General features: G+C 35.3%; 16 protein-coding genes and 1 pseudogene. 14 read left to right on the plus strand and 3 right to left on the minus strand.

The features are described from left to right. Position 1: 1 nt before the first annotated feature. The 14 genes from bioD to AB671_RS12465 all read left to right on the plus strand — a co-directional run bounded on the left by bioD (position 2) and on the right by AB671_RS12465 (position 16,932). Entirely contained in the window at positions 2 to 655 is a 654-nt protein-coding gene (gene bioD / locus AB671_RS12405; RefSeq protein WP_066678522.1) for a dethiobiotin synthase, read from the plus strand. Beyond that, positions 652 to 1,668, plus strand: coding sequence for a biotin synthase BioB (gene bioB / locus AB671_RS12410; protein ID WP_066678520.1), 1,017 nt, complete (start codon positions 652 to 654; stop codon positions 1,666 to 1,668). The genes bioD and bioB overlap by 4 nt, the downstream gene beginning before the upstream one ends. A 26-nt stretch (positions 1,669 to 1,694) precedes the next feature. Next, the gene (gene bioA, locus AB671_RS12415) at positions 1,695 to 2,960 is read left to right on the plus strand and encodes an adenosylmethionine--8-amino-7-oxononanoate transaminase (RefSeq protein WP_066678519.1); all 1,266 of its coding nucleotides are present in this window, start codon (positions 1,695 to 1,697) and stop codon (positions 2,958 to 2,960) included. Positions 2,961 to 3,597: 637 nt separating this feature from the next. Continuing rightward, the gene (locus tag AB671_RS22285) at positions 3,598 to 3,756 is read left to right on the plus strand and encodes a hypothetical protein (RefSeq protein WP_157444206.1); all 159 of its coding nucleotides are present in this window, start codon (positions 3,598 to 3,600) and stop codon (positions 3,754 to 3,756) included. A gap of 410 nt (positions 3,757 to 4,166) precedes the next feature. Next, positions 4,167 to 4,775 carry a hypothetical protein gene (locus AB671_RS12420; protein WP_157447965.1) on the plus strand — a complete coding sequence of 203 codons (609 nt, stop codon included), beginning with the start codon at positions 4,167 to 4,169 and terminating at the stop codon, positions 4,773 to 4,775. A gap of 117 nt (positions 4,776 to 4,892) precedes the next feature. Next, the gene (locus tag AB671_RS12425; RefSeq protein WP_066682023.1) at positions 4,893 to 5,570 is read left to right on the plus strand and encodes a hypothetical protein; all 678 of its coding nucleotides are present in this window, start codon (positions 4,893 to 4,895) and stop codon (positions 5,568 to 5,570) included. 6 nt (positions 5,571 to 5,576) lie between these two features. Beyond that, the gene (locus AB671_RS12430) at positions 5,577 to 7,580 is read left to right on the plus strand and encodes a hypothetical protein (protein WP_157444208.1); all 2,004 of its coding nucleotides are present in this window, start codon (positions 5,577 to 5,579) and stop codon (positions 7,578 to 7,580) included. A 41-nt stretch (positions 7,581 to 7,621) separates the two neighbouring features. After that, the gene (locus AB671_RS12435; protein ID WP_066682006.1) at positions 7,622 to 8,212 is read left to right on the plus strand and encodes a hypothetical protein; all 591 of its coding nucleotides are present in this window, start codon (positions 7,622 to 7,624) and stop codon (positions 8,210 to 8,212) included. Between the two features lie 482 nt (positions 8,213 to 8,694). Beyond that, complete coding sequence (locus tag AB671_RS12440; RefSeq protein ID WP_066682002.1) at positions 8,695 to 10,020, plus strand: metal-dependent hydrolase family protein; 1,326 nt, start codon at positions 8,695 to 8,697, stop codon at positions 10,018 to 10,020. Between the two features lie 72 nt (positions 10,021 to 10,092). Further along, complete coding sequence (locus AB671_RS12445; protein ID WP_066682000.1) at positions 10,093 to 10,503, plus strand: 5-fold beta-flower protein; 411 nt, start codon at positions 10,093 to 10,095, stop codon at positions 10,501 to 10,503. 351 nt (positions 10,504 to 10,854) lie between these two features. After that, a complete protein-coding gene (locus AB671_RS12450) occupies positions 10,855 to 11,217 on the plus strand; it encodes a hypothetical protein (RefSeq protein ID WP_185114156.1) in 363 nt (120 codons plus the stop codon). Positions 11,218 to 11,274: 57 nt separating this feature from the next. Continuing rightward, positions 11,275 to 12,363: an efflux RND transporter periplasmic adaptor subunit gene (locus AB671_RS12455; RefSeq protein WP_066681989.1), complete on the plus strand. Its 1,089-nt coding sequence runs from the start codon at positions 11,275 to 11,277 to the stop codon at positions 12,361 to 12,363. Between the two features lie 17 nt (positions 12,364 to 12,380). Next, positions 12,381 to 15,497, plus strand: coding sequence for an efflux RND transporter permease subunit (locus AB671_RS12460; RefSeq protein ID WP_066681986.1), 3,117 nt, complete (start codon positions 12,381 to 12,383; stop codon positions 15,495 to 15,497). After that, on the plus strand, positions 15,484 to 16,932 hold the full coding sequence (locus tag AB671_RS12465) for a TolC family protein (protein ID WP_066682030.1): 1,449 nt from the start codon (positions 15,484 to 15,486) through the stop codon (positions 16,930 to 16,932). The genes AB671_RS12460 and AB671_RS12465 overlap by 14 nt, the downstream gene beginning before the upstream one ends. 138 nt (positions 16,933 to 17,070) lie before the next feature. Here the strand turns inward: AB671_RS12465 and AB671_RS12470 are convergent, their stop codons facing one another. The 3 genes and pseudogenes from AB671_RS12470 to AB671_RS12480 all read right to left on the minus strand — a co-directional run bounded on the left by AB671_RS12470 (position 17,071) and on the right by AB671_RS12480 (position 23,018). After that, entirely contained in the window at positions 17,071 to 18,222 is a 1,152-nt protein-coding gene (locus AB671_RS12470) for an efflux RND transporter periplasmic adaptor subunit (RefSeq protein WP_066681984.1), read from the minus strand. Positions 18,223 to 18,229: 7 nt separating this feature from the next. Next, positions 18,230 to 22,603 (minus strand): annotated as a pseudogene (locus tag AB671_RS12475) (CusA/CzcA family heavy metal efflux RND transporter). An 82-nt stretch (positions 22,604 to 22,685) separates the two neighbouring features. Next, the gene (locus AB671_RS12480; protein WP_157444209.1) at positions 22,686 to 23,018 is read right to left on the minus strand and encodes a hypothetical protein; all 333 of its coding nucleotides are present in this window, start codon (positions 23,016 to 23,018) and stop codon (positions 22,686 to 22,688) included. Positions 23,019 to 23,492 lie beyond the last annotated feature (474 nt).

Genomic DNA, 23,492 nt, shown 5'->3' on the forward strand with positions numbered 1-23,492 from the left:
TATGGATACAAAAAAAGAAAAATTAGAAATACAAAATTTAGAACAAAAAAAACTTTTCGTAACAGGTATCGGAACCGAAATAGGAAAAACTGTTTGTTCATCAATTCTCACAAAATATTTTAATGCTGATTACTGGAAACCTATTCAGTCTGGAGATTTACATTTTTCAGACAGTATGAAAATTAAAGAATGGGTCGGTGAAAATGTAATCATTCATCCTGAAAAATATCGATTGCAACTTGCGGCGTCACCTCATCAGTCGGCTTTGGAAGAAGGAGTTTTAATTAACAGTAATGATTTTAAACTTCCTGAAACTCAAAAGAATTTAATTGTAGAAGGAGCGGGAGGATTGATGGTTCCAATTTCTGATGAAGAATTCATTATTGATCTAATTGAAAAACTAAACCTTCCCGTTGCTTTGGTTGTGAGAAATTATTTAGGATGCATCAATCATACTTTATTGTCTTTGATGGTTTTAGAACAAAAAAATATCAAGTTGGAATATCTGATTTTAAATGGAAATTTCCCAGAAGATACAGAAAGAATAATCTGTAAAAATATTCAGGAGGAAACCAAAATTATAAGAATTCCTGACATCGAAAAAATAACAAAAGAAAATATAGAACGTATTACAAAACAATTAGAAAAAATATGATAGATAAAACAAAATTGAGAAATAATTGGACGAAAGAAGAAATCGAAGAAATCTACAATCTTCCACTCCTTGAATTGATTTATAAAGCAGCAACGGTTCACAGAGAATGGCACAATCCGGAAGAGGTACAAATGTCAACTCTATTATCTATAAAAACAGGCGGTTGCGTAGAAGATTGTTCGTATTGCGGACAGGCTGCACGTTATCATACCAATATTAAAGTTCAGGCTTTATTGCCAACTGAAAAAGTGATCGAGCATGCTCAAAAAGCAAAAGATAATGGCTCTTCCCGTTTTTGTATGGCTGCAGCATGGAGAGAGGTACGAAATAACCGTGATTTTGACCGTGTAATTGATATGGTGAAAGGTGTAAATGAACTCGGATTGGAAGTTTGCTGTACTTTAGGAATGTTGACAGAAGAACAGGCTGTTCGTCTTGAGCAAGCTGGTTTGTATGCTTATAATCACAATTTGGACACTTCAGAACAGTATTATGAAGAAATTATTTCTACAAGAACTTTTGATAATAGAATTAATACCATCAACAACGTCAGAAAAGCAGGAATTACAGTTTGTTCGGGCGGAATTATCGGCTTAGGCGAAACGCATGCAGATAGAATTTCAATGTTGTTGACATTATCAACGATGCCAAAACATCCGGAATCAGTTCCGATCAATGCATTGGCAAGAGTTGCAGGAACTCCTCTTGAAAATAATGAAAAAACTGACACTTGGGAAATGGTAAGAATGATTGCTACCGCAAGAATTGTAATGCCTTCATCGATGGTTCGTTTGAGCGCGGGAAGAATTGAAATGACAGAGTTTGAACAAGGATGGTGTTTTATGGCAGGAGCAAACTCGATTTTTACAGGGGAAAGAGAAACTTTATTGGTAACACCAAATCCGGGAGTTTCGGAAGATATGCAAATGCTCCAAACTTTAGGATTAAAACCGATGAAAAGACAAGCTGAAAAAGTGATGAACCAATTTGAAACCTGGAAAGCTAACTTCTAGTTTCTAATCTCTAACTTCTATAATTTATGAATTTACAAGAGCGAGACAGAGCCGTCAATTGGCATCCTTACACGCAAATGAAAACAGCGGATGATGCAATTCCTATCGTTAAAGGAAAAGGAGTTTACCTTTTTGATGATAAAGGAAATAAATATATCGATGCGGTTTCTTCATGGTGGGTTACGCTTCACGGTCACGCGCATCCTTACATCGCACAACGAGTTTCTGAACAGCTAAATACTTTAGAGCAGGTTATTTTTGCGGGTTTTACCCATGAACCGGCGATACAGCTTTCTGAAAATTTACTAAAACTTCTTCCTCAAAATCAGCAGAAAGTTTTCTATTCAGATAATGGCTCGACAGCGGTAGAAGTTGCTTTGAAAATGTGTATTCAGCATGCTTACAATCAGGGAAAAGAAAAAACAAAAATTTTAGCATTTAAAAATGCATATCATGGCGATACTTTCGGAGCAATGTCTGTGAGCGGAAGAAGTGTTTGGACGAAACCTTTCGGAGAAATGCTGTTTGAAGTTATTTTTATTGATACTCCTAATTCTGAAAATATTGAAGATTTGAAAGCTCAAATTTCAACGTATCAGGATGAAGTTGTTTGTTTTATTTACGAACCGCTCATTCAGGGAGCAGCAGGAATGCTGATGTACAATGCTGAAGATTTGGATAACTTAATGAAATTCTGCAGAGCAAATGATATTTTGATGATCCAGGATGAGGTTTTCACAGGTTTCGGAAGAACAGGAAAATTGTTTGCAGCTAATTATCTTTCAGAAAAGCCAGATATTATGTGTTTTTCTAAAGGTTTGACAGGTGGAACGATGCCAATGGGAATTACAACATCTACTAATGAAATTTTCGAAGCATTTTTGTCTGATGATAAATATAAAACGTTGTTTCATGGGCATTCTTTTACAGCAAATCCGTTAGCTTGTACTGCTGCTTTGGCAAGTATGGAGCTTTTGTTGAATGATGAAACTCAACAAAATATCAAGCGAATTTCGGCGCAGCATTTTCGTTTTTCAAATGTTTTAAAAGAGCATTCGAAAGTTGAAAATGTACGACAAACCGGAACTATTTTGGCTTGGGAAATTAAAAATGACCATAAAACTTCTTATTTTAACGAAATAGGAAAAAGGCTTTATGATGAATTTTTATCTCGAGGAATTGTTATGCGTCCGCTAGGAAATGTGATGTATCTGGTTCCGCCTTACTGTATCAGTGCAGAAGAATTAAATTTCATTTATGAAAATATTTTAGAAGTACTAAGCAGTTTTTAAAATATATTTTGGTCACTAGTGTTTATTAAATTAGAAACCGACATCTTACTGAAAGATTTTCAGATGTCGGTTTTTTTTTAGATTATGAAAGAATGTGTTTTTTATCAAAAAATGCATATTGATTTTTAGTATCAATTTTGTGTAACTCATGAAAGTTATCAGATATAAAATGAAGTGGGGTTTTAGTGTCAGTTTTAAACAAAGGTCTAAAGTGTAACTTGGAATATAACTGAAAAATCAAGTGTTAAAATAAGGTTAATCGTTTAAATTAGCTTTAGACAGGGGTGTTGATAGATTGGGTGTAAATGCATATTGTGAACCTTATTATTTCGATTATTAAAAATGTTTCTAAATTAAATAAACAATATTATTAAATTCGTATCATTGATAATTGTTATTTGTAATCAGTATAAATAAAGAATCTTATACACCATTAGGTGAAAATACTGAGTGAGCTTCTAATTTAATTTGATACTTTTGGAGCACCAAACTAAATAACTGTGTATAACTATAAAAAAAACTGCAAACTTTTAAAGTTGCCGGATAAAAATTACGGTACATTATCCTTTCACTTTTCAATGATATAAAAGGTTTCTTACGGATTAAGAAAACAGCTTAGTAATAACTATTTTGGGAAATGAATATCAACAAAAAAATTCTCAATATCGACGATTACTATTACGGTATATTCATGACGATTTCAGAATCTCTCACCAGATTTTCTACGAACGAATTGCAATCTGCCGGTTTAGCTGAGATTTATTACAAACATATCCTTGGTAAGAAAATTAAATAATGAAGAGGCTGATTGATTACAATACTTTGAAGCCTCATCATGAAATAACTGAATTTGAAATCTGAGTTTCAGAAATTTTATTGCACAGTGTGTGGGTAAGATAAATAAACAAAAAATTTCAAAAGTAGATTTGAGAAAATACTGCATATGTTTAAAGCCTAATTCATAAGCATTCTCAAAAGCAATAAAATAATATTTTATCACTGTAGATTGAATGTGTTTTTTCTCAAAGAAGGCTATCTCTAATTATATTTTATAAAAAACGCCAAATTGTTAATATATAATATGTTAAAAAATTTTACAAAGTAATTAGTTGAGTTTTTTAATCATTTATTTGTAATATATTAATGTTTTTTTCTAAACTTTTGTATTCCTTACAAACGTCGCTTGAGCTTAATCTTAATAAGATTTTGAAGAGAAAGAGACCCTTATTTTTATTTGATAAACCTATGTTTTTTTATACAAATAAGAATATGTTTTTTCTTCTGTTGTTTTTAAGTTCATGGGCGTTTCCTGCTCCTATTCATAAGGGTGGAATAGTTGTACAAGGTGATTCGATAATACATGAAGAACTCGCTGAGAAGACAGAGAATAGACCTTTAATTTATGTGTCAAAAGGAGCTGTATTAGTTGATAATAATGGCGTTTTGCATGCCACAATTATTAATGAAAGGGAGTTAGCTAAAGTAAAAAAAACTAAAACAACTATTGTCAGTCAGAAAAATACTAAGTCGTATAAAAAATTAAATTATGTAAAGAAAATCAATGTAGACTTTTTTTATAAAAATTCTAATGAATCTTTTCATATTGGGAAAATTGAAGAAAATGATGTTTTTACGTTAGTAAATTATAGTTTTTCTGGAAAGGCTCTCGTTTTATTCATGTTTCTATTGGGGCTTAGTACCTTATTTTGCACTTTTATTTTAAATCAATATAATTATAATGCTCGTTTTTGCGATTATTTATTTAAATCTTTTCGAATAAGGCCTCCACCACAAGTATGGGCTAAATATTCTTAAACAATGATTCTAATTTGATAAGATAAAAAAGTACAGAAATATTACATAATATATTTCTGTGTTCTACTTAATTATGATTTATAATCGAGATTAAAAAGTATAAATAAAATTTAAAAAATGATCAAACAAATTTCATCTTTAGCTTTTTGCAAATCAATGATACTGACGCTCTTTTTGAGTGTAAGTTCAGTATTTGCTCAGCATAATGAAAATACAAATAATAAAAGAGAAGAAAGTGTTACTCTAAGTTACGGTTTACCATTTTCTTATTCATTAGATACCTATACAGGTTGGGATATAAAAAATGATGCTGGGGATGTTTTGAGCTCCGGTTCGGGGAATATTAATGAAGTATTTAGCAAGCCTGGAAACTATAGTGTATCTATTCACGAAAAGCATAATCACGATTCTAAATCATCTTGTGATCATGATCAATATCCTTCAAAAATTTCGGTTAAAGTAAGCCCGTTAAAGATGGTATTCGATTTTTCTTCCATTCAATTCTCAAAAAAAATTGAAGGAGGGCAGCCAGCGGAAGGTATTATGGTAACGGTAAATGCAGTTTACAGCTCTTACAACAATACATCAGCAGATTATCATCATGGTTTTACAACTGCAGGGGTTGGCACGTCGCTATCAGGAAGACTTAATAAAGATATAGTTTCTCTTAAAAATGGGGTAAATAAATTAGAATTTTCGCTTGAAGGGTCTACAACAAAGGGAAATAATATTATGATAGAATTCAAAGATATTAACGACCAAGTACAACCTTATACTTTAACCGAGAAAAACTAAATAATAATGAATAGTTATATAAAATTTTTTTTTACGCTTATACTCTTATTTACTCTATCATCTACAGCGTATAAAGCTCAGGGGTATTGTGTGTCGGGGTGTAATGAAAATGCATTTATTGACAGTGCAGATCCTAATACTATTGAGTATGATAATTTGATTTCTGCTTTCCATGCGACTATTGTAAAAGAAAAAGGTGGGAATTTCAAAATTTGGGGACAAAATACTGCGAGTAAAGAGGATGTAGACTATGGAAATAGAGATTTATTAATCCCAACGATAATAGGCTCTGGTTCTAGTTTGGCTCATGCTAATTTTAATTATGTGGGAACACCATTAAGAGCTGCTGCAGGAAGTGTTAATACTTCTCATCAATTTGCTTTGTTAACTACTGACGGCCTTTATGCTTGGGGGGTTAATAACGTTTTGATTAGTAATGCAATAACGAACGGTAATTTAGATTTTTCTAAAATTTCTATCAATGGAAAAACAGACGGTTTGCCGGCAGGTGTTGCCCCTGCAGATGTAAAGATGATGTTTGGCTCTTACCGTACATTGGCAATTGTTACTTGCAGTGGTGAAGCATGGGTCTTATCTTTCAATGGTGAAAAAAATGGCGATGGTACACTACAAAGCAGTGTCAATAATGTAATTTGGCACCGTGTTAAAACTGATGTTGCAGGTAATCCCTACCTTGAGAATGTAGTGGCAATGAGAGGAACACCCAATGCCCTATTTGCTTTAACATCTACCGGGAAGCTTTATACCTGGGGTACAAATACTTATAATAATAATGGTGCCGCAACGACCCGTGTGTATGCGACTGAAGTTTCTGTACCAGCAGGAGCAGTTCCTAAAATGATAGGAATGACTCAAAATCAAACAAAGCAGAGCTATTATTTATTGGCTGCCAATGGTAAATTATACAGTATGGGAGATAATAGCAATAAGCAATTGGGAGATGGAACAGGGTTAGAAAAAACAGTATGGGTACAGCCTAGAAATATGGAGGTTCAAGGGAGTGAAGCTGTAGGGGTTTTAGAAAATGTCGTTTGGATTTCTCCTAATGAACATTCAGATCAAGTAAACACTGCTACTATTAATATTATCACCAGCAATAATAAACAATGGGGTTGGGGAAGTAATAAAGGACAGACGCTGGGTGAAAAAAACCTTAATTCTTACTATGATCCAATTTATATGCCTGGTCGATATGATCCGAATGACCTTACTATACCTGATGTACTTTCTGATTTGGAGATAACAGATCAAGTGATTGCAGTAGAAACAGGAGGGCATTCAACAATGAATATCAAAAAATGCTCTCAAAGTTTTGGTTATGTAGGGCATATAAGTAATGGCAGTATGGGAAATGGTGATTCTATTGAAGACAGCCATGAGAGATATACTTATTTGACAGATGGTCTTAACGTATGTGGAACAGATTTGGGACCTAAAATTCAAAATTTAAAAATTTGTACCTATCAACAAGGTGATTTGAATAGCTCTATTCAGGAAGCACTTCCTAGTGAGGTAGAATGGCACGCTACGAACGACCCAAACAGCCCTGTTTTAACCGATATTTCGACAGTCGCACCGGGTATATATTACGCTTTCTTCTCTGTCGCTTCTGGAAAATGTAGAGAGGCAGGGTCTATTGTAACGGTATCTTATTATGTACCTGGCAGTCAGGCGGTAGATCCTTGTATTTGTTTCAATGATGCGGTAACAGGAGGAGCAAATAATGATACGAAATTAGGAATTACCCTTCTTAAACGAGCAGGAAAGACAGATTCTAACTGGCCAATGGCTAGAAAATCAGGCCATATTGCTTTAGAGTCTAACACAAAAGGATTTGTAGTGACCAGATTGACGACCGCCCAATTAGATGCTATTAAAAATGCAGGAAATGCAGTTGAAGGAATGATGTCCTATGATACAACCGTAAACTGTATGAAGATTTACTCCGATGGTGATTGGAAGTGTTTCAATACACCAAGTTGTCCTTAAATTTTTTATCGCTACTCATTATTCAAGATTAAAACAAAAAAATGAAAACAATTATAACCAGTATATTTCTGAGCCTATCTATTTTGGGATACTCACAAATTATTGTAGGTGGGATAAATGGAACTGCGCCCGCCAATAATAAAACTGCTGTTTTATTAGAATTTGAAGCTGGGCAAAACAAAGGAATTATTTTGCCGTATGTAAGAACAATGCCTGCCCCGGCACAGGTAACACCGGGAACAATGCTAGTGGATGCAAGCGCTAATAATGCCACGCAATCTAAAGTAAAATACTATGCTCCAGGTAATATCAATGCAGATGCAAGTGGATGGGTAGATTTGAGTAGTGGTAATAGGGCTGATATCAGTAGCCTAATGACCGCCCAGCCTCAGTCAACTGGTCCTGAGGCCGTGGTTGAAGAAGTAGGAGCAAAAACAATCATAGGAGCTAGTAGCTCAAGTGCAGACGGAGTTTTAGTCTTAGAATCAACAACTAAGGTGATGGTACTTCCACAGGTTGAAAGTACAAATGATGTTAAAGACCCAGCTCCGGGAATGATGGTCTATTTAAATGGGATCAATAAAAGATTGGCAGTCTATAATGGTTCTAAATGGACCTATTGGGTACCATAAAAATAAATCATGAACAGGATCAAATGCGCATGTAAAAGTTGATATTTGAGTCAGTTCATATTTTTAATATTTTTAAGTAAATCCGTCTCTGAAAACTTTCATGAGACGGATTTTTATTTTTTGAACCTTTTAAATCAATATTCAGAAGATAAGTACGTTAAAACAATTAACAATGTGTTTTGGGCAGCTATTTCGCCCTCCGTTCCCAATCTTTTTTGCCCTCATTTTTCCAGCAACAAAAAAGGATTTCCACTCAGGTCGGGCTGCGATTATATCACGTTACAAAATGTATGGTTTAATCATTATTAGTACTTAGAAGGGACGAAAATTAGTATAAAGAGAAATTTCGATTCTTATTTATTTTATAAAATTGTAGTTTTAAAGCAAAGTTAGATGTTAAATTAAACTTATCCCATTTGTAGGAATTGATTCTGTTTTATAGTATATTAGCAATGGTATAATAATCATATAATTAATTGTTTATGAAATTTAAATCATTAATAGCTGTTTTTTTTATTACAACATCAATGGCTACAGCACAGACTCAAAATATTCTTATAGAAAATGTCAGAATATTAGACCATAAAACCTCTAATCTTACTACTTCAATGAATGTCTTGATTTCCGGAAATAAAATTCAGAAAATCAGTTCTGATGTTATTTCTATTAAAGGAAATGAAGTAATAAAAATTAATGGTAATGGAAAAACATTAATGCCAGGGTTAATTGATGTGCATGTACATATGGTTTTTGGAGCTTTAACAATGGCAGAAATGGCTTCTCCGGATATGTCTCAAGAACTAATGATGAAAAATGTGGCTCTTTCTTCCCAAAAAATGCTAATGCGTGGGTTTACAAGCGTGCGCGATGCAGGTGGCCCAATCTTTCCTTTAAAGGCAGCGATTGACAAAGGTCAAATTGAGGGACCTCGTATTTGGCCTTCAGGTGCAACAATAAGTCAAACGGCAGGTCATGGAGATTTCAGAACTCCGGATGAACGTTCTCGTCGTTTTTTTGGAAAACCCTCCCGTGCAGAATTATTGGGAGCTACTTTTATTGCTGATGGGCGTGATGATGTATTAACAGCAACAAGAGAAAATCTGCGTTTTGGGGCGAGTCAGATTAAATTAATGGCAGGTGGCGGAACTTCCTCTGCTTATGACCCAATCGATGTAACCCAATATACTTTTGACGAGATGAAAGCTGCTGTTGAGGCAGCAGAAGACTGGGGAACTTACGTTATGGTTCATGCTTATACGCCAAGAGCCGTACAAAGAGCCGTTGAAGCAGGAGTGAAATCTATAGAACACGGGCAGATGCTTGATGAAGAAACCTTGAAACTGCTTGCAAAGAAAAAAGTATGGCTAAGCCTTCAAAATTTAATGGATAATAATGATAATATGGATGAGCAGCGGAAAGAAAAACGCAAGCCTGTATTAGATGGACAAGAAAAAGTATGGCCGCTAGCCAAAAAATTGGGCGTAAAGCTGGCATGGGGAACAGATTTCCTTTTCGAGCCTGAACTTAATAAAGACCAAAACAAGTATATCTTACGCCTGCAAAAATGGTTTTCGAATGCCGAGATTTTAAAAATGATTACACAGGATAACGGAGAACTTTTGCAGCTTTCGGGCTTACGCAGTCCTTATCCTGGGAAATTAGGAGTTGTTGAAGAGCAGGCTTTTGCCGATTTATTATTGGTTGATGGCGATCCGCTAAAGGATTTATCATTAATTGCCAATCCTGAAAAGAATTTTTTGTTGATTATAAAAAATGGGCAGATTTATAAAAATGCAATTAAAAAATAACTTTCTAAAATATATTTCTATGCTATCTAACGTATTTCAGGCATTAAACAATTGTATTAAAATTTAAAAACCATGAAAACAACACTATTTATTTGTTCTTTTTTATTTAATCTCTCCATAGTAAATGCACAAACAATTGAATCGGGAAGTCGCAGTACCATAGGTTATATCAAAAGTGATGGTACTATAGAGAATAGCAGTCGTTCCACCGTAGGTTATATTAAAAACGACGGTACAATCGAAAACAAACACCGCAGCACGATTGGGTATATTAAAAGTGATGGAACAATAGAAAACAAAAACCGTTCTACTGTGGGTTATGTAAAAAACAATGGTACTGTAGAAAATAGCAGTCGCTCCACCATTGGTTATATCAAAGACGATGGAACGGTAGAAAACAGCAGTCATAGCACAATTGGTTATGCTAAAGACATCAAAAAAGAATGGGCAGCTGTAGTGTATTTCTTTTTTAAATTAGATTAATAATCCATTTTATGGAGAAGGAATTGCCTGATTGAAGGTATAAGTTTAAAAATATAGGCTTGGATTTTATAATCTGAGCTTTTATTATTTTTAGATAAATATCAATTGCTTCAATTAAAGTATTGTTAGCTTAAAAAGAATTCTATAGATAATATTTTAAGGAATTGAATAATTCTTAATAGAAATTACCATAAAGTGCCAAATTTAAAACTTTAAAAGCATTACAAGCAAACAAAAATAGACCTGTATTAATATTAATGAGAATAGGTAATTAGAGCATAATTTAATGATTTTTAACATTCTGATAGATAAAATTTTTATCTAAAGGGCTTATATTTGCAAAATTCTCATTTGTCAATATTCCAATGTTCTAAAGACATGTTAGCTCTAAGGTCATTCATCCTTTTATATTTTGCTATTTTATTTACCCATTTCAATTCGCAATGGGCAGATAATTCTCTGCACAATATTCCGTTGGTGACTTGTCCGGGAGACCAGGGAATTAATTTTATAAGTGAATCTTTTCTTAATGTAAAAGCGGTTGCAGTAGGCGTTAAAAGTATTGGTAAATACGTTGCTGAAGTTTCATGTAATTCTTATTTTAAAAAGAATGAAATTTTGGTATCAGAAATTACCAAAGTTAATACTCAGGTTGTTGCCACAGCCATTTTCTGTGCTGTAAAATCTTACCTCCATCTTCTCCAGTTATTCTAAATCAGACGATTATCCCAGTATTTTTTTTCGTCAAATTTTAGTAATAAAAATTCTACAATGAATATAAAAAGTATCATAGTATGCAACTTTGCATTATTATGCGCAATCTCTTGCGGTAAAAACGCTCAAAATAAAAATAAAGAAAACAAAGAAGTTCCGGTGTTTGTAGTTAAGCAAAAAGACACTTTGGTCAGCAATCAGTTTGTAACAGATATTCAGGCAAAAAGAAATGTCGAAATACGCTCTAGAATTGATGGACTTCTAGATCATATTTATGTAAATGAAGGTCAGTTTGTGAAAAAAGGTCAGCCATTATTCAAAATTAATGATGCTGAATTAAAAATGGAACTTCTTAAAGCCAATGCGAGCATTAAACAAGCTCTAGCTGATGTACGCATTGCAGAAGTTGAATTAAAACAGATTGAAAGTCTTCACGCTAAAAAATTCGTTGCCAATAATGAATTGGAATTGGTGAAAGCCAAATTATCTTCTGCCAAAGCAAAGTATGCCTTCGCTGATGCCGAGAAAAAAACGGTATTGCAAAAAATAAGTTTTACGACTGTTTCTGCGCCTTTTGATGGCGTAATCGACGTTATTCCTCACAAAGGTGGAAGTTTAATCACCAACGGGACTTTTTTAACTACTTTGTCTCAGCTTGATGAGGTGTATGCCTATTTTTCACTTCCTGAAAATGTTTATTTTGAGCTTCTTTCAAATGATAAATTAGGGAAACATCAGAAAATAGAATTAACACTGCCGAACGGAATGGCATATCAATTTAATGGTGCTTTAAAGTCTGCTGAAAGTGAAATCGACAGAGCGACAGGTTCAATCCGTTATAAAGCATTATTTCCAAACCCTAATCGCCTGATCAAACACGGAACATCCGGAAAACTGACTATTTCTGAAGTTCAGAATGATGCGTTGATGATCCCTCAGAAGGCTACATTTTCTATTCAGGATAAAACCTACATTTTCTTAGTTGACAAGAATAATAAAGTAAAAATGACCAATATTGAGGTCGGGACTGCTCTTAAAGATTCTTATCTCGTAGAAAGAGGCCTTAAAAAAGGAGATTTGATCATTTATGAAGGCACTCAGTCGTTGAAAGACGGAGATCAGATTAAGATCAAAAATAGACTTTAATTCTTAGGTAATCAATTATGGTAGAGATGTTTATAAAACGAAAGGTTCTTTCGTTGGTGATTTCCATTGTCTTTGTGTTAGTAGGAATTATGGCGTTGATGAAAATGCCGATCACCCAATTTCCCGATATTGTTCCGCCTTCAGTGACGGTTACTGCAAAATATACGGGGGCAAATGCCGAAGTTTCAGCAGATGCGGTCGCCTTACCTTTGGAGCGTGCAATCAATGGTGTTCCGGGGATGACCTACATGTCAACGGTAACTTCGAATGATGGTTTAACTTTGATCCAGGTGTTTTTTGAAGTAGGGACAGATCCCGATTTAGCAGCTGTAAATGTTCAGAATAGAGTGACAACGATCTTGGATGAATTGCCCGAAGAGGTGATCAGAGCCGGAGTTACCACAGAAAAAGAAGTAAACAGTATGCTGATGTATCTCAACATCACCAGTACAGATCCAAGCCAGGATGAGCAGTTTATTTACAACTTTACAGACATCAATGTTCTTCAGGAGCTGAAACGTTTGGATGGAGTAGGCCGTGCCGAAATTATGGGGCAAAAAGAATATTCGATGCGTATCTGGCTAGATCCTCAGAAGATGGCAGTGTATAATATTTCAGCGGATGAGGTCGTTACATCACTTCAAAAACAGAATGTTTCTGCCGCCCCTGGAAAAGTGGGAGAATCTTCCGGTAAAAAAGCAGGGGAGCTGCAGTATGTAGTAAAGTATAAAGGTAAATTTTTTGAACCTAAACAATATGAAGAAATCCCAATCCGTGCTGATGAGGAAGGAACTATTTTAAAGCTGAAAGATATTGCCAAAGTAGAATTTGGTGCAATGACGTACGGGATGGTTTCTAAAACCGACGGCAGGCCTTCAGCATCGATAATGATGAAGCAAAGACCAGGGTCAAATGCTTCTGAGGTTATCCAAAATGTTAAAGATAAAATGGCTGAACTGAAAGTCAATTCTTTTCCTCCGGGGATGGAATATAATATGGCGTATGATGTATCAAGATTTTTGGATGCATCTATTAGTGCGGTTTTAATAACTTTAGTGGAAGCATTTATCTTGGTGGCGATCGTCGTTTTCCTCTTCCTGCAAGATTGGCGTTCTACATTGATTCCTGTTTTAGCAGTTCCAGTTGCCTTAATCGGAACTTTTGCGTTTATGGATATGCTTGATTTCTCTGTGAATTTGCTGACGCTTTTTGCATTGGTTCTTGCCATCGGTATTGTCGTCGATAACGCGATTGTCGTCGTAGAGGCTGTTCACGTAAAAATGGAAGAAGGGTATGCACCTTATGAAGCCACTGTTATTGCCACTAAAGAAATTGCAGGAGCAGTTATTGCGATTACCTTGGTAATGTCTGCTGTGTTTCTTCCTGTAGCATTTTTGGATGGTCCGGTCGGTGTTTTTTACCGACAGTTTTCATTAACTTTAGCAATAAGCATCGTGATTTCGGGAATTAATGCATTAACGCTGACCCCAGCTTTATGTGCTTTAATTTTAAAACCGCACAATCACGATAAAAAGAAAGGAGTTATTGACCGTTTCTTTAACAAATTCAATATTTTTCTTGAAAAAGTAACCAATGGTTATGTCAATATTTTATCAAAATTTGCAACCCGAACTGTTGTAACGTTTGGATTATTGACTTTATTTATTGTACTCACCTGGGGAACTTCAAAATTTCTCGCATCAGGATTTATTCCTGTGGAAGATCAGGGAATGGCTTATGTGAGTGTAACTACACCTCAAGGAGCAACCGTTGAGCGAACTGAAAAAGTTTTAGATGAAATTACAACGATCGCTAAAAAGATCGATGGAGTAGAAAACGTAACCACATTGGCAGGTTACAGTGTGGTGACAGAAATCGCCGGATCCACTTACGGAATGGCAATGATCAACCTAAAAGATTGGAGCGAGAGAGATAAATCCATAGACGACTTCATTAAAGAATTAACCGAAAAAACAAAAGGTATTTCTGATGCACAGATTGAAGTTTTTGCACCACCTACGGTTCCAGGATTTGGTAATACCAGTGGTTTCGAACTTCGTTTGCTCGACAGAACCGGTGGAAGTATCGAAAACATGGATGAAGTGACCAAAGGTTTTGTTAAAAAACTGAATGAAACACCCGAATTGAAAAACAGTTTTACCAGTTTTGATGCTACTTTCCCGCAATATATCATTCATATGGATTATGATATGGCTGCAAAAAAAGGAGTTTCTGTGGATAATGCAATGTCTACTTTGCAGACGATGTTGGGGTCTTACTATGCAACCAATTTCATTAGATTCAGACAAATGTATAAAGTGATGGTTCAGGCAAGCCCTGAATATCGTGAAACACCTGAAAGTATTTTAAATCTATATTTAAAAAATGACAAGGGAGAAATGGTTCCTTTCTCTACATTCATTACTATTGAAAGAGTTTACGGACCGGAAGTTTTAACCCGTTACAATATGTATATGTCGGCAATGATTAACGGGGAACCTTCTGAAGGTTACAGTTCCGGAGATGCCATCGCAGCGGTTGAAAAAATTGCGAAAGAAAGTCTCCCAAAAGGCTTTGAAATCGAATGGTCGGGAATGACAAGAGAAGAAATTCTTTCTGGAAATCAGACGGTTTATATTTTCATTGTATGTTTGGTTTTTGTGTATCTTTTATTAGCTGCTCAATATGAGAGTTTCCTTTTACCAATGCCGGTTTTACTGAGTTTACCAACCGGGATCTTCGGGTCGTACATCGCTTTGCTGGTTTGTGGATTAGATAATAATATTTACGCACAGGTTGCCTTGGTCATGTTGATTGGATTATTGGCTAAAAATGCCATTCTTATCGTAGAATTTGCCGTCGCAAGCCATAAAGAAGGAAACGATATTATTCTGGCAGCGATCGAAGGCGCAAAACAACGTCTCCGACCGATTTTGATGACCTCATTTGCATTTATTGCCGGATTGATCCCGCTGTGTATTGCTTCTGGAGCAGGTGCTATCGGAAACCGTTCTATTGGAACAGCAGCAGCAGGAGGAATGTTAATTGGAACCGTTTTCGGACTGATCATTATTCCTGGATTATACATTTTTTTCGCAACCCTTGAAAACAGAAAGAAAAATGAAACGAAATAAATTCAAAGTTATCATTTGGAGCGCAGCGGCATTATCATTAGTGTCGTGCGCAATTCCTAATGTAACCGATATAAAACAATTAAAAGAAACCCCTGAACTTAAAACTCCTGAACTCAAAAAAGATTCGACTGATTTTACAGGAATTGATTTAAAAAACTATTTTACAGATGAAAATCTACTGAAGCTATTTGATCAGGTAAAAGAAGCAAATCCTGATTTTAAAATTGCCCAGCAGAGAATTGAAATGGCCAACAGTTTTTTGAAACGTTCAAAATCTGAAATGCTTCCTTCATTAGAAGTAGGTGCCATCGTTTCAGGTGACCGTTACGGAAAATACACGATGGACGGTGTAGGAAATTACGACACTAATTTTTCAAGTAACATCAACGAACAGCAGAAGATCAATACGACGTTTACGCCAAATTATTGGATGGGCGCAAGAAGCAGTTGGGAAATTGATGCCTGGGGAAAACTGAAAAATAAAAAGCTTTCTGCCCAAAACAAATTTTTAGCATCCGAAGAAGGTTTAAAGCTTTTACAGACAGACCTATTTACTGATATTGCCAATTTGTATTATGATCTAATAGCTTTGGATAAGCGGTTGAAAATCTATCAGGACAATTACAATTTGCAGAAAAGAGCTTTTGAAATTATAAAAGCACAACGTGAAGTAGGGAAGGTGACCGAACTTGCCGTGCAGCAGTTCAAAGCTCAGAACAACAATTGGCTAGCTGAGATCGAGCACATCAAAGTTGAAATTGTTACTGTAAAACAGGCTATTTCTACATTGACAGGTGTTTATGGGGGTGAAATTGAAAGAAGCCCAACGCTTTTGCAGACAAATTTTGAGATGCTCAACAAGAATATTGATGTTGATGCTGTCATTCATTCCCGACCGGATGTGGTTTCAAATTATTATTCGCTACAAGCTTCGCACGCAGATGCCAAAGCGGCAAGAGCAGCATTTTATCCTAAAATTGATTTAGGAGCTACATTCGGGTTAAATTCTTTTTCTGCTGAAACATTGTTTAAACCTGCTTCGTTAGCCGGACAGCTTTTGGGTGGCTTGATGGTGCCAGTTTTCAATAAAGGTCAGTTGAAATATGAGTTTAATATTGCTAATGGAGAACAGGAGATCGCTTTTTTAAACTATCAGAAAAGTGTAACAGGAGCTTTCAATGAGCTACAGTCAGTTTTAAAACAGACCAAAATATTTCATCGTGTTTTAGATTTAAAAGAAGAAGAGGTGAGCTTTTTAGATAAAGGAATTGAAGTGTCCAATGATCTGTACATCACGGGATACGCCAATTATTTTGAATTAATTAATGCTCAGAAAAGTAAGCTTGAGGCCGAGTTGGATCTACTTAAATTTCAGCATGAAAATACTAAGAATAATGTGTTGTTATTTAAAGCGTTAGGTGGTAAATTGAACTAATGAAGTCTTAAATAAGTATTTTTACATCAACAGAAGAACGAGATAATTGGCGATAAGTTTACAAGTAAATGGCAATTTAGTTCTTCAAAAAGAAGAGTCCGTTTCACTAATCGTGAAGCGGACTCTTACTTTTTATATTTATTCCACTTTATTTTTAAGCAACATCAGAAGACTATACGCGCCTTTCTGAACAATTTTTTTATCCCTCAAATTTTCTACTTTTAAAATTTCTGTGAATTGGTCGTCAGAAATTCCGGTATTAACGGGAATCATCTTGAATTTTTTATTTCCCAGTTCTTCAAAAATATAGTTTTTATTTTCAAAAGAAACCACTGACTCGTTTGGCAAGCCCATCGTATAACGGCTGTTCACCGTAACTTCAGCATTGATGTACATTCCTTTTATAAAATCCTGATTCGGGCTTGAAAGCTTCGCAACAGCAATCAACGAACCACCATTTTCAATATTCGGAACAATACTTACGATTTTGGCTGTCGATTTTTTCTCGGGACTTTGATTGTTGTACACCAAAATCTCCTGCCCGATTTTCACATCATTTACATCATTTTCAAATACCTTTAATTCAAGCAATAAACCTGTCGGATTAATCAGTTCAAATAAGGTGTCTGAAGGATTGATATACTGCCCGTTATTCACCAATATTTTGCTTACAAAACCATTGAAAGGCGCATAAACATTTATTCGACTTCTGATATTTGATGAACTCAATCCTTTTGCGTTGATCCCGATTATTCTCAATTTTTCTTCTAAACCTTTTAAAGTAGCATTCAATGTAGAATGATCTGCCTGCGCAGTTTGCAAAGTTTTATCACTGCTTGCTTTGCTGGTATTCAAATCTTTTTGACGAATTAAATTTAGTCTTGCAGATTCCAGTTGCGCTTTTGTCACCAGATAATCCTGTTGCAACTGAATAAACTGAGGGTCTTCTACTATAGCCAAGACCTGTCCTTTGCTAAAATGACTTCCGTTGATCACATTGATCGATTTGATATGTCCACCCATAATACTGGAAATGGAACTGATATGAGACGGCGAAATTTCTACCTTACCGTTCAGACGAACCAATTTTTGCATTGTTTTTTCCTGAACCGTTGTCATGGTTAACCCAACCGCTTGCATTTGCTGTGCTGATAATTGAACCGTATTTTGGTCTTTTTCTTTAAATTTTGTGTTTTCATACACTGTTTTTTCCTCTTCTTTTTTTCCTGAACAAGAAGATAAAATGAGTGCTAAACTTAAACTGAATATTGATATATTTTTAAGAGACATTTTGCTGTTATTTTGAAAGTAAAAAATTAAGTTCTAATCCGATTTGGTTGAGTCTTTCCAGATTTTCAATGTACTCCACTTTTATTTTTATCGCCTGATTGGTAAGAATTACCCAATCTAAATAATCGATTTCCCCCACTTCCATTTGCTTTTGAATGGTTTTTAAAATGGTTTCAGATTTTGGTAATTGCTTTTGCTCGTAGCTTTCAACAACTTTCAGTTGATTGGTGTAATTATTTACTTGCTGAACAAATCTGTTTTTCAGTTCAATTTCTTTTCGCTGATATTCGTTTTCAGAAATGGCCACTTTTGCTTTTGTCGCTTTTGCCAATGCTCGCTGACCTTTCGTAAACAAAGGAATTCCAACGCCGACCTGAACTGCATTAAAACGATTGTTATTCAGATTTTTCATGCTTTGATTCATGTATCCAACCATCAATTCGGGTAAAAGCTTAGATTTTTCAAGCTGAGCTTCAGCTTCATTCACTTTTATTTGCTGGTTTAAATACTGCAATTCAGGATGTTGTTTTATCATTTCTTCGGAAACCTGAAGATTAACATTCATCGTTGGTTGATCTGAAACCGGTTGATAAGATTCATCCGACTGAAGCAATAACTGAAGCTGAAGTTTAGTAATATTTAGATCATTTTCAAGCATATTCAACTGTGTTTTTGCCTGTTCATTCTGAATTTCTGCAGTCGATTCCTCCAAAATATTAGCTTCTCCTTTTTTCAGCCTTAAACTCGCTTTATCTGCGAAACTGCTGTACAATTTACTGATGTATTCAATCACTTTTTTCTTTTCCTGAAGCGTGAGAATTCTGTAAAAAACATCAGAAATTTCTTTTGTTAACTGTGCTTTTGTCAGGTTTTGGTTCACTACACTTGCGCTCCATTCTGCATCCAGCATTTTCTTTCTTTTAGTATACACCGTAGGAAAACTGAATCTCTGAGAGATGGAAAAAGTATTATCTGTTTCTACACCTTGAAGCTGTCCGATTTGCGCACCAATCTCAGTTTGCGGAATATCGAGATAAGTTGCTTTTAGTTTTTCCTGATATTCAGAAATTAATCTTGAATTTTTTAAAGTTCCGTTTTGTTGAAAAGCTTTTTCTAAAGCCTGTTCGTAAGTAATATTTTCCTGTGCATTGGCGACTCCGAAGGATATCAGAAATAATAATGCGGTGAGTTTTTTATGATTGTTTGAAAATTTCATTTTGATTAAATTAAAATAGAATTATTGATGCTTTTGGTGCTTTTTCTTTTTATTTGCTCTTTCAAATAAGACATAAAGAATGGGCAAAACGAATAGAGTTAAAAGGGTTGCAAGCATCAAACCTCCGATAACAACAGTTGCTAAAGGCCGTTGAACTTCTGCTCCGGCACCGTTGCTGATTGCCATAGGTAAAAATCCTAGTGAGGCCACAAAAGCGGTCATCAAAACTGGACGAAGACGAATCCTGGTTCCCATTAAAACGATTCTGCTTAAATTATTGACGCCATCTTTTTTAAGTCTGTTAAATTCTGAGATCAGTACAATTCCGTTCAAAACTGCAACTCCGAAAAGGGCTATAAAGCCTACTCCCGCGCTGATGCTGAAAGGCATTCCTCTCAAAGCTAAAAAGTAGATCCCCCCAATTGCTGATAAAGGAATTGCGGTGTAGATCAATAAACTATGTTTTACAGAACCAAATGCGAAGAATAATAATAGGAAAATCATGACCAAAGAAATAGGAACGGCAATTCCCAATCTTGATTTGGCTTCATTTAAATTTTCAAAAGCGCCACCGTAAGAAATGGTGTATCCCGGAGATAATTTCAAATCTTTATTGACCTTTTGCTGAAGCTCTTCTACAATAGTCTGAACATCTCTTCCACGAACGTTGAAGCCAACCACAATTCTACGTTTTGTATCTTCTCGCTGAATCTGATTCGGGCTTTCTTTTAATTCTACTTTTGCCAATTGAGACAACGGAATCTGTTCACCACTTGGAGTAGGAACTAATAGATTTTGAATGCTCGTGATATCTTTTTTATGCTCTTGGTCCATTCGCACAACCACATCAAATTTTCTTTCCCCTTCATATAAAGAGCCTGCAGTTTGACCAGCAAACGCCATATTGATAACTCTGTTGATCTCGGCAACCGAAATTTTATAGCGCGACAATTCAGCTCGATCATAATCGATTACTACTTGCGGAGCACCGACAACAGGTTCTAAATATAAATCCTGAGCACCGCTTACAGTCGTGATAATTCCACCTAACTTTTCGGCGTAAGTAGCCAAACTGTCCAGATCTTCACCATAAATTTTGCAGACCACATCCTGTCTTGCACCCGTCATCAATTCATTAAAACGCATCTGTACAGGAAACTGAAAACCAGTGGTTAAACCAGGAATTACTTTCAGTGCCTCGCTCATTTTCTCAGAAAGTTCTGGAAATGAATGTGCGGAGGTCCATTCTTTTTTAGGTTTTAAAACTATAATCATATCTCCTGCATCCATCGGCATTGGCTCAGTCGGAATTTCGGCGCTTCCTATTTTGGTAACAACCTTTTGCACTTCCGGAAATTGTTTTAGTAAAATCTTAGCAGCCTGTGTGGTGGCTTTTTTAGTTTCTTCAATATTACTTCCCTGAAGAATACGCATCTCAACCGCAAAATCGCCTTCTTCTAAAGATGGAATAAATTCACCGCCCATTCTTGAAAGCACAAAAACAGCTCCTGCAAAGAGAATTACTACGGTAAGTATGATCGTTTTTCTAAATTTTAAAGCTTTTATCAATAATTTCTGATGACCTATTTCGATTTTCGTCATTACTTTATCAGAAATATTGTCTTTTGTTTTTTTCTTTCGGCTTAAAACCAAAGAACTCATCATCGGAATATAAGTTAAGGACAGTATAAATGCTCCGATCAATGCAAAAGCGACGGTTTGCGCCATTGGTTTAAACATTTTTCCTTCAATTCCCTGAAGCGTAAAGATGGGTAAGTAAACGATTAAGATAATGACCTGTCCGAAAACGGCACTGTTCACCATTTTCGTGGCTGAACTGGAAACCTGACCATCCATTTCCGCTTTCGAAAGCATATTGTCTTTTCCAAAATGCTTTTTGTGGGCTAATTGATGCAGAACAGCTTCTACAATAATGACGGCGCCATCGACAATCAATCCAAAATCTAAAGCTCCAAGGCTCATTAAGTTTCCTCCGACTCCGAAAATATTCATCATAATAATGGCAAAAAGCATTGCCAAAGGAATTACTGATGCAACCAATAATCCTGCTCTGAAATTTCCAAGAAATAAAACCAAAATGAAAACAACAATTAGTGCACCTTCCATCAAATTGGTTTTCACAGTACCAATGGTATTATCTACCATTTTAGCTCGGTCAAGAAAAGGTTCTACCACTACACCTTCGGGCAAGGATTCCTGAATTTTATCTAATCTTTGCTTGATGTTTCCAATAACTTCATTGGCGTTTTCACCTTTCAGCATCAAAACAATGGCTCCGGAAACTTCGCCTGTATCGTTGAAGGTCATCGCTCCGTAACGCGTTGCAAAACCAATTTTTACTTTCGCAACATCTTTGATGTGAACAGGAATTCCTTCTTTTGTATTGGAAACCTGAATATTTCCAATATCTTCAGAACTTCCTAAAAGCCCTTCACTTCTGATGAAGAGAACAGTTTCCTTTTTTTCGATATAGGCTCCTCCTGTGTTTTGATTGTTCTTTTCAAGCGCATCAAAAACATCATTGATATTGATATTAAAAGCCTGAAGCTGATTAGGATTAATGGCAATTTCATATTGTTTTAATTTTCCTCCAAAGCTGCTGACATCGGCAACGCCTTTTGTGCCTAGTAATTGTCTTCGGATGACCCAATCCTGAATCGTTCTCAGTTCGGTTTCGTCATAAACGTGTTCGTATCCTTTTTTTGCCCTTACCACGTACTGAAAAATTTCACCTAAACCTGATGAAATAGGACCTAGTTCTGGTTTCCCGATACCTTCAGGAATGTTTTGTTGAACCAATTGCAATCGTTCCTGAACCTGTTGACGAGCCCAGTAAACATCAGTCTCATCATCAAAAACTACTGTGACTAAAGACAATCCGAAACGAGAAAAACTACGGATCTCGGTAATTCCACTAATATTGCTTGTTGCCTGCTCTATAGGGAAAGTCACGAGCCGTTCAATATCTGCTGCACCGTAAGAAGAGGCGACAGTGATTATCTGAACCTGATTATTGGTAATATCCGGTTGTGCATCGATGGGAAGTTTTGTGGTTTCATAGACCCCAAAAAGTACGAGCCCAATGGTAAAAAGAGCGATAATGAGTTTATTCTTTACAGAAAACTCAATAATTTTATTTAACATGAAAAAATTATTAATTGAATTAACAAGAAATCAACAGCTTTAAGAACAATCTTAAAGCATTGATATTTAAATTAAAGATCAATTAACAAAAGCGTGGTGGCTGGAAAATACGGGAAAGATAACTGCTGGAAAAATCCTTTTCCTTATAAACAGTGGGTTTTTGAGAGATGATGATCTCTTTGAATTTTTCTATGTGAAAAGCGGTGTCAGGAAGTTTAGCGTAAACCGTCAAAACAACAGGCGGATTAAAGAAGGGAAGTTCTTGGTCGGTCTCCCAGTCTGCATCCGGTTGATGATTATCATAATGCTCCACCAAAAACTCAGTAACACTTCCTGGGTATTCCATCAAATGTTCTATAAATAAAGGCACTTTCAACACTTCCGCTACATTGGTCGTTGCAAGTACATAGATCATCGAAAACATTATGGATAACCATTTCAACATGGGTGCAAAGATAAATGTTTTTAATTTTAATCAAATGATTCTATTATTAAATTGATTTTAATTTTAATACCTAAATTTCCGAAGGGAATCAACTTATTTTGTTTTAAATGAAAGACACCACTCAATTTTTAACTTAAAAGTTGTTTAAATTTTTTATTTAACCACAAAAAAGGCAAAAGATTTAAATACTTCTATTTAAAGTTAATGAGTACAAAGAGAAAGCACACAAAAATCTTTAAAAATCTTTTATTTTTTATTCTTTTGAGAACTTTTATTATCTAATAATAGCTTTATAATTGTCTTTTGTCCCTTTTGTGGTTAAATTTCAAATTATTTTAAACATCCTTTTATTTAAAATAGTATCTTTAATTTCCTTACTGCATTTTTAATTGATCATCTGTTTGTTAAATTTATTTTTAATAATTTTTATTCTAAATTTCTTCC

The sequence above is a fragment of the Chryseobacterium sp. BGARF1 genome (assembly GCF_001677955.1).
In the GTDB taxonomy this organism is placed as follows: Bacteria; Bacteroidota; Bacteroidia; order Flavobacteriales; family Weeksellaceae; genus Chryseobacterium.